The organism is Providencia sp. JUb39, assembly GCF_012272845.1.
GTDB lineage: Bacteria > Pseudomonadota > Gammaproteobacteria > Enterobacterales > Enterobacteriaceae > Providencia > Providencia lanzhouensis.
Genome location: NZ_JAAWXD020000001.1, coordinates 2,895,636 through 2,909,714, shown reverse-complemented (window position 1 = coordinate 2,909,714; position 14,079 = coordinate 2,895,636). Strand labels below are relative to the sequence as shown.

Genomic DNA, 14,079 nt, shown 5'->3' with positions numbered 1-14,079 from the left:
TGAGGGGAATGGGAGTAAGAATATGAGTCTATTAAATATTAAATGGAAACGTGGTGATTTGGCGGCCTATTTTGGTTTGATGACCAATAACCTCACGAACCTACTCACCATGATGGGCTTACTGATTTTTGTTGTCGGCATCCCAGCGGAAATTGTTTATGGTCGTATCGCGCCAGCGTTTGGTTTTGCTGTATTGCTTGCCAGTGTAAGTTACGCTTACTTTGGTCAGCAGATGATCAAACAAACGGGACGAAATGACGTCACGGCATTGCCATCAGGGCCAAGCGCACCTTCTATCTTCACCGTAACCTTCTTAGTGATCATGCCGGTTTACCAAACCACCAAAGATCCTGAATTTGCTCTGCAAATTGCGCTGGTCTGGTGCTTTGTGGAATCAATGATTTTAGTGGGTGGATCTTTCCTGGGTGAAACCATCCGTAAAATGATCCCACGTACCGTATTATTATCGTGCTTATCGGGTCTCGGATTATTGTTACTGGCAATGAACCCGATGCTGCAAGCATTTGAAGCACCAACGGTATCGTTTATTGTCCTACTGTTAATTTTCATCAACTGGTTTGGTAAAAAGCCTATCTTTGCACGTATTCCTACAGGGTTGCTGCTGCTTATCGCGGGTTCTGCCTTAGCATGGATTTCGGGTTTACAAAGCCCAGAAGCGATTACGGCATCCATGGCGTCATTTGGTTTTAATCCGCCAAGCATCCATGTGGATAGCTTCTTCCAAGGTTTACCTCATGCACTGCCGTACTTAGCCTCAGCGGTACCTTTAGGTTTAGCGAACTACATCTTTGACCTTGAAAATATTGAAAGTGCTCACGCAGCGGGTGATGAATACAACACACGTAAGGTGATGCTAGCAAACGGTTTATCTTCAACCGTGGGCGTCGTGCTAGGCAACCCATTCCCTGTGACTGTGTATGTGGGTCATGCGGGTTGGAAAGCGATGGGCGCGAGTGTGGGTTATACCTTAGCATCTGGTATCACTATGTTTATCGTCCCGTTATTTGGTATCGGAGCATTTATGCTCGCGGTGATCCCAATGACGGCCATTGTCCCTATCTTAGTGTTTATCGGTGTGGTGACAGCCAACCAAGTGGTGCGAGAAACACCGAAAGTCGAAGTGCCTGTGATTTTTATCTGCCTATTCCCATGGATTGCGAACTGGGCATTGACGATGGTTAACAGTGTCATGGGAGCGGCAGGGACGTCTGCAAGCGCGATTGGTACGGAAGTTCTTTTACATAAAGGCGTTTACTATCAAGGTCTGGTTCACTTAGGCAACGGTGCACCATTGGCAAGTATGTTATGGGGCTGTATCGCTATCTTCGCTATCTTAAACAAGCCGTTACGTGGTGCGATTGCAGCGGCAGTGGGTGCGGTATTGGTCTTCTTTGGCATCATCCATTCTCCGGCCGTGGGTATTGCAACAGGTTCGGCATTGATGTTTGTCTACGCATACCTCATGATGGCGGCTTTGTTTGTTATCAAACACTTTTTAGATGGTCGCCAATCAGTGGAGCAGCAACAAGCTGAAAAAGCTGAAAAACTGAGTAAATCAGTGTAATACGCCAATCTTTATAGTGGGTGTGCGCGGTACACCCACTATCTGCTAAATATTCGGTATCAGGATCCTTAATCATGAAAGAACTCGTGGTTGTTGCCATCGGGGGCAACAGTATTATTAAAGATAACAGCAGCCAATCCATTGAAGCTCAAGAAAAAGCGGTTCAAGAAGTGGCTCAGCACATCAGCGATATGCTCAAAGGTAATTACAATATTGTGCTGACTCACGGTAATGGGCCGCAGGTAGGGTTAGATTTGCGTCGCGCTGAAATTGCTCATGTGACGGAAGGATTACCACTGACACCGCTGGCTAACTGTGTGGCGGATACTCAAGGGGGGATTGGCTATTTAGTCCAGCAAGCACTTACTAACGTATTAGCGAAACAGCAACATCGCCAAGCGGTAACGGTAGTGACCCAAGTGGAAGTCGATAAAAATGACCCGAACTTTGCTGCACCGACTAAGCCGATTGGCGCGTTTTTCAGTAAAGAACAAGCGGATGTATTACAGCAGGAAAACCCAGATTGGCACTTTGTTGAAGATTCAGGGCGTGGATATCGCCGTGTGGTGGCATCTCCTGAACCTAAACGTGTCATTGAATCAGCAGCAATTCGTACATTGACCGAACATGATTATGTGGTTGTTGCGGCTGGCGGCGGAGGGATCCCTGTTGTGAATAATGGACAGGGCGGTTATCAAAGTGTGGATGCTGTTATTGATAAAGATTTATCGACTACGCTACTGGCGAAAGAGCTCAATGCGGACATTTTAATCATCACCACGGGCGTCGAAAAAGTGTGTATTCACTTTGGCAAACCGGAACAAAAAGCCCTCGGTGAAACCTCAACGACGGATATGCAGCGCTATATGGCGGAGGGGCATTTCCCAGCGGGGAGCATGCTACCGAAAATTGAAGCCAGTTTATCGTTTATCGCTAATGGTGGTCAGCGTGTGATTATCACGACTCCTGAAGCGCTGCCTGCGGCATTACGTGGCGAGACGGGAACCCATATTATTCAAGGCTAAGCCTCATTCGTTCGATCTCATACGATGAGGTCGAACTCTCGATGATAAGGAGTTGTTATGGATGTAGAACAGTTATCTGGACGTAGAGAGTTTCTGACGACAAGTGCAAAAGTGGTGGCGGCTTGTACATTATTAGGTTCAGTATCTGCGGGTGCGGCGGCGCAAAGCGTACCGCAGTCCGGTGTTTCTCGTATCACAGATAAACATTATTATCTTGATGATACGTTACTCGAAACTGGTTTTAATTACCGTGATAGAACGGTGATGGGGACACAAACTGAGCTAAAAACCATCGAAATTAATGATGGTAAAATCGTGGCGGTGTTACCCAATAAACAGCATCCAAATACCGTTCTGAATGCGTACAGTGCGCAAGGCAAATTGATGCTTCCTGCATTTCGAGATATGCATATTCATCTGGATAAAACCTTTTACGGAGGACCATGGCAAGCGCCACAGTCCCGTGAAGGTAAAACCATTATGGATATGATAGCCCTTGAACAGAAAATGTTGCCTGAATTGCAGCCTTTCACGCAAGAAAGAGCGCATGCGCTGATTGATTTGATTCAATCTCATGGGTCGACCATCGCGCGCAGCCATTGCAATATTGAGCCTGTTTCTGGATTAAAAAACCTTGAAGCACTGCAAACAGTGTTGGATAAACGTCAGCAAGATCTCACGTGTGAAATTGTGGCATTCCCTCAACATGGCTTGTTGCTGTCAAAATCAGTCCCTTTGATGCGAGAAGCGATGCAAGCGGGTGCACACTATGTGGGAGGGTTAGATCCGACCAATGTGGATGGCGCGATGGAAAAATCCCTTGATGCGATGTTCCAGATTGCGCTGGATTATAACAAAGGGGTTGATATCCATCTGCATGAGACAAGCCCGGCAGGACTTGCTGCTATCAACTATATGATAAAAACCGTGGATGAAAACCGCAGCTTGCGTGGCAAGGTGACGATTAGCCATGCATTTGCGTTAGCTATGTTAAATCCTGAAGATGCCGATGTGATGGCAAAACGCTTGGCTGAGCAGCAGATTACGATAGCGTCGACAGTGCCTATCGGTACATTACATATGCCATTAAAAACGCTGAATAAAAATGGTGTGTTTGTGATGACAGGGACTGACAGTGTGATCGATCACTGGTCGCCATTTGGTCTCGGGGATATGTTAGAAAAAGCCAATTTATATGCGCAGTTGTACACGCGCCCTGATGAGTTGGCATTATCTCGCTCCCTTGCTATCGCCACGGGCAACGTATTGCCACTGGATGAAAAGGGCAAGCAAGTGTGGCCAGCGAAAGGGGATGATGCCAGTTTTGTGCTGGTGGATGCCTCTTGCTCAGCAGAGGCGGTTGCGCGTATCTCTCCAAGGCAAGCCGCGTTTCATAAAGGGTATTTGGCCAGTGGCGCAGTTGAAAAGTCATTAGGCTGAGAGCCGTTGTTTATAGATATAGAGTTTATAAAGCCCACATTGATGGGCTTTTGTATTTTTATGGCGTAGCGAGTTTAATCGCTAGGTACTTAATCGTTTTTATAAATTGCGACTTGCGGTTTACCATCGTTACTGATTGTTCCGCGGTACATCCCTTCTGAATTAAACTCCATTGCGTAGTTACCTGTTTTATCCAACACAATCACACCACCACTTCCGTTTAGCTCTTTGACTTCATCCAGTGCATTACGGGCGGCTTGGTCGATAGGCGTTTTGTTGTATTTGACTTGAGCAGCGATATTGTGGGCGGTTGCGGTACGGATGAACATTTCGCCAGAGCCTGTTGCTGAAACAGCGACCGTATTGTTGTCAGCGTAGTTCCCTGCACCAATGATAGGGGAGTCACCAACACGACCGAAGCGTTTGTTGGTCATGCCGCCTGTGGATGTCCCTGCGGCGATATTACCGTTTTTATCGAGGGCGACCGCGCCAACGGTGCCATATTTGTAGTCATACATCATTGGGTCAATAAAGAGAGCGGCAGTTTTACCATCATGGTCGAGTACCACTTTCTCTTTTTCTTTGGCTTTTTGAAGTTGATGCCAACGGAAGTCAGTTCGGAAATAGGATGGGTCAACGATTTCAAGACCTTGCTCTGCGGCGAATTGCTCAGCACCTTTAGAAACCATCATGACATGAGGGCTTTTGGTCATGACGGCATAAGCAGCATTAATCGGGTTTTTAATGTTGGTGACACCTGCCACAGCCCCCGCTTTACGGTTGCTGCCATCCATAATCGACGCATCCATTTCATTTTTGCCTTCGTGGGTAAAAACGGCGCCTTTTCCTGCGTTAAATAGCGGGGAATCTTCCATCACATTAATAGAGGCTTGTACCGCATCAAGGCTACTACCGCCTTTATTGAGTACCGCATAGCCTGCTTCTAAGGCTTCGGTCAGTTTTTCTTGATACTCTTTTTCTTGTGCTGGAGTAATGGTGTCTTTGGTAATAGTACCGGCTCCCCCGTGGATCACTAATCGGATTGGTGGCTCGCTTGCGGCATAAGCGTGCAAAGAAAATGAAGCTGCCAATAAACATCCTAGTAGAGATAATTTCATGATTATTTCCTTCCAGTTATTTTGTTATTAGTCACTTTTTGAGCAAAAAAAGTATAGGAGGGAAAATGTCTAGACAGCAACATTGATAGAGGGTTTCTGTGATAATAGCTGAAAGAATTTCAGAGATTTTCAGTAAATACGAATAAAGGGTGTGAGTGGCGATGAAGGGTTTAAAAATGATGAGATTTGGCGATGGATGAGATCGCCAAATCTGGGATAATTTATTTTGCGCCAAGTTCTTTTCGGATGATCTCTGCGCCTGCGCTTAACGCGTTGAGTTTCCCTCTGGCAACATCGCGAGATAATGGCGCCATGCCACAGTTAGTTGATGGGTAAAGTTTGTCTGCATCAACAAATTGTAGGGCTTTTCGCAATGTATTGGCGACTTCTTCCGGGGTTTCGACAGTGTTGGTTGCCACGTCAATTGCACCGACCATCACTTTTTTACCACGGATAAGCTCAATCAAGTCCATCGGGACATTGGAGTTGTGGCATTCCAGTGAAACGATATCGATATTTGAGCTTTGCAGTTTCGGGAAAGCTTCTTCGTATTGTCGCCACTCAGAACCTAATGTTTTCTTCCAATCGGTGTTGGCTTTAATGCCATAACCATAACAGATATGTACTGCGGTTTCGCATTTCAGTCCTTCAATGGCTCTTTCGAGGGCAGCGATCCCCCAGTCATTGACTTCATCAAAAAATACGTTAAATGCGGGTTCATCAAATTGGATGATATCGACGCCTGCGGCTTCTAACTCTCTCGCTTCTTGGTTAAGAATTTTAGCGAACTCCCACGCCAATTTTTCGCGGCTTTTATAGTGGTTATCATAGAGCGTGTCGATCATGGTCATTGGACCTGGTAATGCCCATTTAATCGGCTTGTCAGTGAGTTGACGAAGATACTTAGCATCATCCACAAACACTGGCTTTTGGCGAGCCACAGCGCCCACAACGGTTGGTACGCTAGCATCGTAACGGTCACGAATTTTTACCACTTGGCGTTTTTCAAAATCCACACCACTCAAGTGTTCAATAAAGGTGGTCACAAAGTGTTGGCGAGTTTGTTCGCCATCGCTCACGATGTCGATACCTGCACGTAATTGATCGTCCAGTGATAAACGCAGGGCATCTTGTTTGCCAGCGATAAGTTCTTCGTTGTTCAATTTCCATGGAGACCAGAGTTTTTCTGGTTCTGCTAACCAAGATGGTTTTGGTAAGCTACCGGCTGTGGAAGTGGGTAATAATATTTTCATTGCAGGTGACCTTTTATTTTATTTTTTATAAATACGCGATTTTATTAAATTGACCGATTTCTATTAAACGGAATAGCTTGCCGACCATTTTTCAAGGATCGTTTGGTAAGGCTTAATGAAGTGCTCTTCAGTAAATTTACCTTGTTCAATGGCAAGTTGGCTGCGTTCTTCACGGTCATAAACAATTTTGGTTAATGAATAATCCTGCTGATTTAAGCTCGGCTGATAGCATTCACCCGCCACCGTATTGGCATTATAAATTTCAGGACGATAAATTTTTTGGAACGTTTCCATGGTGCTAATAGTGCTGATTAACTCAAGGTTGCTGTAGTCGCTCAGCAAGTCTCCCGTAAAATAAAAGGCCAAAGGAGCAACGCTATTTTTCGGCATAAAGTAACGAACCTGTAAGCCCATTTTGGCGAAGTATTGCTCCGTTAAAGAGGCGTTACTTGGCTGATATTCAATGCCTAATATAGGGTGTTGATTCCCAGTGCGATGGTAGGTATCTCTATTTGAGACACTTAAACAGATCACGGGAGATTTATTAAAGTTCGCTTTGTACTCTTCGGAATTAATAAACGATTTAAAAATATTGCCATGCAGGCAGCCAAATTTAGTCGGAATGCTAAACTCTGCTTGGTTTTTATTATGTTCCAAGAGTAAAACGCTAAAATCATAATCCCGTACGTAGGATGAAAAATTATTCCCCACAATCCCTTCAATACGTTGCTGCGTTTTTTTATCGATGATGTTGGTTTTTAAGATTTCAATGACAGGAAAGGCGCTGCCGTTTTCTTCGATATTCATCTCGACAGAGATAATTTCCAATTCAACAGCATAGCGATCGCTTTTCGGGTTATCCCAATAAGCGAGTGAATTGAAACGATTGTTGATCATCGCCAATGCGTTACGCAGGTTTTCTTGGCGGCTTTTGCCTCTGGCTAAATTCGCAAAGTTAGTAGTAATTCGCGTGTTTTCCGATGGATTGTAGTTTTCATTAAAAATGCTGCGCGTAATATTAAAGGTAAATTCTGTATTCATGATTTTGCATCCTAGCTCTAATAGGAAAACGGCGTTTATTTCTTGATTACAGAGATGTTGCACGTTTTCTCACTAATCAATTTTTATGTAGCCAGTAAGTTAATATGTTTAATTTATGCCAGAGCGAGGCGGGGAGTTAAAGCGACTTAATTTCACTTCGAACATGAAGAAATTTCATGATGGTAAAGTAGGGGATAAATGGGGGATTCTAAAGGCATTCCCTTGTGAGCGAGGCAATTAATTTGACTTGTGTTTTTTGAGTTTATCCCTAATAGATAATATATTTGTTTCTCTTGAGAATCATCTTAAAAAAAATTCATTTCTTAGCATTTTATTTTTAACTTATCTTCATTTAATGCTGCTCTATAGAAAGAAAGCTAATAGAGTAAATTGAGGGTAAATAATCGTTTACACTTTTTCCGAAGGGATAAATGCATATTTGTTAATGTTGTGTTAAATTAATTTAGAGGGGGATTTATTTTAGAATAGATTGGGGTAGGTTAATGCAATGAATTGATTATAAATGATTTTTCTTTCACTTTTACTGTTGTGCTCAAATAATATGCAAGACAGAATAAAATAGCATTTAATGTGAAAGATTTTCATGGATACGATGGGGCTGTTAAGTGATGTTTGTCAAACTAAATTGGCTAGATACCTGATTTATAAGTTATAAAAAATCATAAATTTAAGACTCGGGGTCTAATGTTAATTGGGCTTATGGTGTCAGTTTGTATTTTATATCTTAAAAATCATATAAGTACATTTTAGATCTCAATGTAAACGATAAACGTAAAAATAGTATTTATCATCACTCATTATTTGAGTGTGAATTAGTGCCTTATTTTATTTTTAATTAAAATTATAAGTTTTTCTATATAAGAAAGTAGTGTTTGGAATTAAAAAAAACAGAATATTATTATTTATAATAGGTTGTTGTGCTTGATAAATATTTAAATAAAATATGATCTAATATGAAAGATTTGAAATCATATGTAAACTTAACTCTACATGTATATTATAGAAAATAATCCATAGCCATAAATATAAAAATATTTAATGAATCCATTTGATTATGTCACTATTGTGAAGCTAGCAATATTCATTATCGAATAAGGAATACCTTATATTATAGGGCTATCTACCTAGTTATAATTTGAGGGTTAGGAAGTAGATTTAATTTATGACACTAAGGTCGTTATCTATCATGAAAAAAGAAAAATTATATTATATCAGTCAACTGATAGGAAAATGCATGCAGGAATACCGCATAGAAAAGGGAGTTAGTGGGGAGTGTGTTGCAAAAAAGTTGGGAATTAGTCAACAACAATTATCTCGATACGAGCGTGGTGAGAACGCTCTCACTGTTGATGTACTATTTAAATATTTATTAATTATTGAGGTCAACTTTCCTGATTTTTATCACAGATTATTTTATACCATTGGGCGTCACCCTAAGTTATCTATGTATATTTCAGGTTTAAACGGATTTGGCTGGGAACTTGATGATTTAAAAGATTATTATACATCAGCAATTGTATAGGTATTAAAGCTAAAACTTTTCTGTTTAGTCGGTTTATTTTATATTATGATAAATATATTGGATTAGACCTATCATAGCAGAGAATAGTACTATGCCAAATAAATTACCCACTGCTTTTTCTCGTATAACACGCAGCTCTGGGCGTACTAATAGTATATTAACAGTTACTCTGCCTCTTTTATTGGTATTAATCGCAACATTATTTTGGAGTGCCAATAGAATCGTTCACCATGAAACTAGACGATTAGAAGTCGAATTCAAATCTTTTATTGGTTATTTGCTCGAACAAGAAGTTTTTTTAAAAGCATTAAATAAACAAAATCAGGATTTATCAGAACTGCTAGAAAGTCGAACTTATTCAATAAATGATCAGTTCTTACCGAAAGATTGGCCATTAAGACTACTAGAAGGAAAAGAATCTATAGTCGCAATGCCATTTACTTTAGCGTGTGGCAACAATTTAGAGTGTTCGAGAGTCCCGAGTATCTTATTTTCACTAGGCGCATATTTAGCTGATTTTTACTCCACATTTTGGGGGAGATCATACTACCCTGCGGCTGCGGTGTTCTTTATTAATGAACATGACTATATCAGTATTAGCGTCCCATCAGTAGGCACGCTAATGGGGAATACCGCCATATCTCCTGAGTTGTTTCGTGCAGTAACCGATAGCATTAGAGATAATGTACCATTAATAAATAAACGGTTTGCTAGCATACAACACGACGGACAAGAGATACCCGTTATTTGGCTAAAAGCAGATAAATTTAAAAATAACTTGCTGGGTATCGTTCCCGCAGGTTTTGATGCTAATTTATGGCAAAATGCTCATCTCTCCCCTAAGAATATTTATGCGGTTTCTCTATTAAGTAAAGATCATCTCAGTGTGCTCGAGAAAGTATTGAACCCAACATTGAGGCATGAATTCTGGTTATTACATGATGACTTTGGTTTATTACTCGGGGATTCTCCAGTGCCTCTTGAGCCATCGGAAGGTATTTTTTATACTCAAAATGGCTTAGTCATGAAGCTAAGTTTTAAAGATACAGATTGGATAGGCTATTACAGAATTAGTTATGCTGCATTTTTCGAAGATAATATGTGGTTACCCATTAGTCTTGTTATATCTCTACTTTTTAGCCTTTTATGTGGTTGGGGATATAAGCAGTGGTACCATAGAAAAATTCTACAGCCAGCAATACTTTCTCAGCAAGTTATCGTCGAAAGCGAAGCGTTTAATCAAACATTGATTGCAACAACGCCGATTGGGCTTTGCGTTATTGATAAAGAAACTCAAGATCTTCGTTTTGCAAATGAGCTCGCCCAGCATTGGTTAAATATACCCAATACAAATTTTCCTCGCGATTCCATTGTATATAATGAACTATTGAGCCGTGTTATTTCTGATCAGAAACAAGTTACAACTGTTTTAAAATCAGGGGAACACGTATTATATATTGTTAGTACTGCAACTCAGTATCAGCAGCGCCCTGTTATTTTATGCGCATTTACTGATATCACAATACAAGCTGAAACTGAAAAACAGCTTAATCATGCTAAACGCCTTGCAGAAGAAGCGAATCAAGCGAAGTCTAATTTCTTAGCTACAATGAGCCATGAGATACGCACACCACTTTATGGTATTATCGGGACATTAGAATTATTAGAAAATACCGCGTTATCACCTAAGCAAAAACACTTTATTGATAGGATGTCAACAACGTCTCAGTTATTAATGCACCTTATTGGGGATATTCTTGATATCAGTAAAATGGAAGCTAACCAAATCCATATCCAACACAAATCGTTTGATCTACTCGATTTAATACAACAAACCGTTCAGTTATATCAAGGGCTAGCTCAGCAGAAAAAGTTGCTGTTGTTTGCTATTATTGATCCCGATATCTATGCTGCCAGAATCGGTGATGCTACAAGGCTACAACAAATATTTGGTAATTTGGTCAGTAATGCTATCAAGTTTACTCATAATGGAAAGGTCACAATTGAATTAAGGAATGGCACAAATAACAATATAATATTGTTTGTCAATGATACTGGTGTGGGAATCAGCCAAGAACAGCAAGAAAAACTGTTTGAGCCTTTCTATCAAGCTCATTCCGGGCAGCATACCTATGGTGGTACTGGTTTAGGCTTATTTATCTGTGCCGAGTTGGTAAAACTTATGGGGGGAGAAATTAGCGTAACCAGTGAACTTATGGTAGGTAGCTCTTTCCAAATTACCTTACCGTTAGAATTCGACCAAAACAATATTCAGTGGAAGAGTTTAGCGGGCTCGAATATCTGGCTACGAACAATCGATCCCTTATTAACCAGTAATATTTATAATTGGTTAATCCAATGGGGGGCAAAAGTTTATTTCACCGAAGCGGAATTACCTGAAGACACATCATCAGTTATTGCTGTCAGTATATTAATTCAGGATTTCTCTTTACCTCAAGATTGGCATGGAAAAATATGGGTCAGTGATGATGCAAGTTTCCGTTTATCGGAATTTAATCAGCAGCTCTTTTTATTAAAGAATAAGGATAACTCAGCATTACCATTAACATGCCCAATCCTGCAAACACCTTCATATGCTAATGAATATTCTTTGCGAGTTTTAGTGGCAGAAGATAATCCAATTAACCAAGTTACGCTTCAAGAACAATTAGAATTACTCGGTTGCGAAGTCTTTATGGCAAGTGATGGCGAGGAAGCTTTAGTGGTTTGGGATAATCAAGTTATCGATATTATTTTAACTGACGTCAATATGCCTTATCGCAATGGCTATGAATTAACTAAGCAATTGCGTAGTGAAGGTGAGACGTGTCCAATTATTGGCGTGACAGCCAATGGCTTAAAGGATGAAGAGGAGCGCTGCTTAGCCGCAGGAATGGATACTTGGCTAGTGAAGCCCATTGACCTAGAAACTTTAGTTAAATTATTTAATCGTTTTTTCCCTATCTATTCTTCAATTATACCTTCGGATACAGTCACGATGGAGTTGATTAATCCACTTGATAGCAGTGATAGAGCGAATATTATTCAACATTTTACGGCTGATATTCATGATCTTTACCAAGCCGTAAATGATAATAATATCGACGTTGTAAAACAGCTTTCTCATCGTATTCGGGGGGCATTAGTCAGTGTAAAACAACGCGATTTTGCTAGTAGACTCCAAGTACTAGAAGAAAGGTTAAGTAGAGAAACAACAATAACCAATATCGCGGAGACCTATATGGTAATTTGTGATGAATTAACCAATTGGCTAAATCAGATTAATCAAACAAATGGTGTGTAATGCAATAGCTAATCAGTGCTTGGTTATTTTCAACACCTAATTTACGCATTGCAGCATTTTTTTGTAGACTAATCGTCTTATCACTTCTGTTGAGCACCCTTGCGATGTCAACAATTGGCTTGCCTTGTACAAATAATCGTAATACTTCTAACTCTCGAGGTGAAAGTGTTTTCACTCTTTCATCCAGTGTGGAGGCATTGCGGCTTTTCATCGTTGTTGTTAAATCAACAATAGGATGGCGGTATTGCTTTCCTTGACCAGCTAAAGTGATTGCTTTGATTAATTCTGGCAATGGCGCTTCTTTAGAGACAACCGCATTGACATTGTTATCGTATAACGTTTGGATAATCATTGGATTGGAGATCATCGTTAATACGACTAATGCAGTGTTTGGGTACTTTCGGCGTAGAAATTGGATATAATTTTGTCCATCACTGGATTGTGTGTTATTGGGCATCATATAGTCAGTAACAATGACATCAACAGTGTGGCTATTTAAAAAAGCAAACAGATCTGAATCATTCGTAAATTCCCCTTCAATAGAAAAATGGAGTGATTGGGATAATGTTTTTTTTAATCCCGATAGGACAATTGGATGGTCATCGACTAGGACTAAGGTTAACTTTTTCATCTAAGTTACTCCTTATGAGGGGGCTTGATATTTAGTATAACAACTCCGAAAAAATGTCAAATGATGACTGTCTATTTAAGGTTATATTTTTGAATGAAGACCACCTGCGATAGATATTTTTATCATAACAGGTGGTCAAGGTGACTAATAAGAAACAACAACTCGTATGGTTTTCGAAAAGGGACCTGAGGTTATTGTTTGTCCGCTAATCTGACTTAAGGTAGCGGTGTAAGGTACATTTATAGGAGCTTGAGGCTTAATTTCACCAATCGCATAGTTTTGATTGAAATTTAATTCTGTTGCGTTACTTTTGATAACAGTTTGCAATCCGTTCCCCATATCAAGGTATTTGTTTCCCAATACCGTATTATTGTTAGGTTCAAATCGCACTGAAACATTTAACCCTGTTTCACAATTTTGAGGAACCGCCATACCTAGGTTAAATGTGCGACTTACGACTTCACCTGCGTTCATTTGTTTCGGTGAAATCGTTCCAAAGTTAACACTACCATTATTTGATGCGGTTACACTGACTGCGGGTGTAGGGCAAAGTAATGTTAAATTACCCACGATACGGATGTAAACAAAGGCTCCAAGAGATTTACCTTGATAATCTTCATGATATCCCAATATAACATTGCCCGTATCAAAGGGTTTCAAAGCATTAGTCCCTTTTATGACGGTAAAATTATACATAATCCCTATATTTACTGAGGTTCCTACCGCCGGTTGAGTCCAATATCCTAAATCTAGGTTAGGAACACTTGAGCCTGTAATGGTGGCAATTGTACCTCCACCAATTGCACTTTGCTGAGTCACCGTAACTCCGCTGTTCAGCAAAAGAGATTTAGTTTGCGCAGAGAGGGCATTTTTAAAATAAACATGATTGGGCGCCGCTACGCTGCCTGTAAAATCACATTTGAGAGTCATAATTGAAGATGTTGCTGATGCTAATGTCGTTCCTGATGTAATAGAGGTGCTACTGCTTGTAATATTAAAGGTAATATTCTCCTGTAAATATGGACCACCATAAGCAGGTTGACAATTCGTTACTGCGCCAAAGGCATTAAAGCTCAAAAATGAGAAGCAACATAAAATAATGGGTACGACTTTCTTAAAATAGGGGGCCATCATTTCTT

The 14,079-nt window shown here is 40.5% G+C and carries 10 protein-coding genes; 5 read left to right on the top strand and 5 right to left on the bottom strand.

Annotated features, from left to right (window positions below; translation table 11 throughout):
- Window positions 1-22: 22 nt before the first annotated feature.
- The 3 genes from HFU86_RS13650 to HFU86_RS13640 all read left to right on the top strand — a co-directional run bounded on the left by HFU86_RS13650 (window position 23) and on the right by HFU86_RS13640 (window position 4,050).
- Window positions 23-1,585 carry a xanthine permease gene (locus tag HFU86_RS13650; RefSeq protein ID WP_132495712.1) on the top strand — a complete coding sequence of 521 codons (1,563 nt, stop codon included), beginning with the start codon at window positions 23-25 and terminating at the stop codon, window positions 1,583-1,585.
- A 74-nt stretch (window positions 1,586-1,659) separates the two neighbouring features.
- Window positions 1,660-2,610, top strand: coding sequence for a carbamate kinase family protein (locus HFU86_RS13645; RefSeq protein ID WP_187129474.1), 951 nt, complete (start codon window positions 1,660-1,662; stop codon window positions 2,608-2,610).
- Window positions 2,611-2,667: 57 nt separating this feature from the next.
- Window positions 2,668-4,050 carry an amidohydrolase family protein gene (locus HFU86_RS13640; RefSeq protein WP_187129473.1) on the top strand — a complete coding sequence of 461 codons (1,383 nt, stop codon included), beginning with the start codon at window positions 2,668-2,670 and terminating at the stop codon, window positions 4,048-4,050.
- An 89-nt stretch (window positions 4,051-4,139) separates the two neighbouring features.
- On the opposite strand, the gene HFU86_RS13635 is transcribed toward HFU86_RS13640, so the two are convergent.
- From HFU86_RS13635 to HFU86_RS13625, 3 genes are all read right to left on the bottom strand, one after another.
- Window positions 4,140-5,168, bottom strand: a complete 1,029-nt coding sequence (locus HFU86_RS13635) for an isoaspartyl peptidase/L-asparaginase family protein (protein WP_187129472.1) — start codon at window positions 5,166-5,168, stop codon at window positions 4,140-4,142.
- 221 nt (window positions 5,169-5,389) lie between these two features.
- Window positions 5,390-6,421 (bottom strand): methionine synthase, encoded by a 1,032-nt coding sequence (locus HFU86_RS13630; protein WP_132495706.1) that lies wholly within the window; start codon window positions 6,419-6,421, stop codon window positions 5,390-5,392.
- A gap of 63 nt (window positions 6,422-6,484) precedes the next feature.
- On the bottom strand, window positions 6,485-7,462 hold the full coding sequence (locus tag HFU86_RS13625) for a DUF1852 domain-containing protein (RefSeq protein WP_187129471.1): 978 nt from the start codon (window positions 7,460-7,462) through the stop codon (window positions 6,485-6,487).
- Between the two features lie 1,207 nt (window positions 7,463-8,669).
- Between HFU86_RS13625 and HFU86_RS13620 the strand changes: the two genes are divergently transcribed.
- Both HFU86_RS13620 and HFU86_RS13615 read left to right on the top strand, forming a co-directional pair.
- Complete coding sequence (locus tag HFU86_RS13620) at window positions 8,670-9,005, top strand: helix-turn-helix domain-containing protein (RefSeq protein ID WP_006661219.1); 336 nt, start codon at window positions 8,670-8,672, stop codon at window positions 9,003-9,005.
- 91 nt (window positions 9,006-9,096) lie between these two features.
- Entirely contained in the window at window positions 9,097-12,309 is a 3,213-nt protein-coding gene (locus HFU86_RS13615) for an ATP-binding protein (RefSeq protein ID WP_187129470.1), read from the top strand.
- Here HFU86_RS13615 and HFU86_RS13610 read toward each other — a convergent pair.
- Together HFU86_RS13610 and HFU86_RS13605 are read right to left on the bottom strand one after the other, a co-directional pair.
- Window positions 12,287-12,940, bottom strand: coding sequence for a response regulator transcription factor (locus tag HFU86_RS13610; protein ID WP_187129469.1), 654 nt, complete (start codon window positions 12,938-12,940; stop codon window positions 12,287-12,289). The two genes, HFU86_RS13615 and HFU86_RS13610, sit on opposite strands and share 23 nt — an antisense overlap.
- Before the next feature lie 144 nt (window positions 12,941-13,084).
- Entirely contained in the window at window positions 13,085-14,074 is a 990-nt protein-coding gene (locus tag HFU86_RS13605) for a fimbrial protein (protein WP_255425985.1), read from the bottom strand.
- Window positions 14,075-14,079 lie beyond the last annotated feature (5 nt).

Coding starts and splice junctions, on each gene's coding strand:
- HFU86_RS13650 (WP_132495712.1), top strand. CDS start 23: ATGAGTCTATTAAATATTAAATGGAAACGTGGTGATTTGGCGGCCTAT.
- HFU86_RS13645 (WP_187129474.1), top strand. CDS start 1,660: ATGAAAGAACTCGTGGTTGTTGCCATCGGGGGCAACAGTATTATTAAA.
- HFU86_RS13640 (WP_187129473.1), top strand. CDS start 2,668: ATGGATGTAGAACAGTTATCTGGACGTAGAGAGTTTCTGACGACAAGT.
- HFU86_RS13635 (WP_187129472.1), bottom strand. CDS start 5,168: ATGAAATTATCTCTACTAGGATGTTTATTGGCAGCTTCATTTTCTTTG.
- HFU86_RS13630 (WP_132495706.1), bottom strand. CDS start 6,421: ATGAAAATATTATTACCCACTTCCACAGCCGGTAGCTTACCAAAACCA.
- HFU86_RS13625 (WP_187129471.1), bottom strand. CDS start 7,462: ATGAATACAGAATTTACCTTTAATATTACGCGCAGCATTTTTAATGAA.
- HFU86_RS13620 (WP_006661219.1), top strand. CDS start 8,670: ATGAAAAAAGAAAAATTATATTATATCAGTCAACTGATAGGAAAATGC.
- HFU86_RS13615 (WP_187129470.1), top strand. CDS start 9,097: ATGCCAAATAAATTACCCACTGCTTTTTCTCGTATAACACGCAGCTCT.
- HFU86_RS13610 (WP_187129469.1), bottom strand. CDS start 12,940: ATGAAAAAGTTAACCTTAGTCCTAGTCGATGACCATCCAATTGTCCTA.
- HFU86_RS13605 (WP_255425985.1), bottom strand. CDS start 14,074: ATGATGGCCCCCTATTTTAAGAAAGTCGTACCCATTATTTTATGTTGC.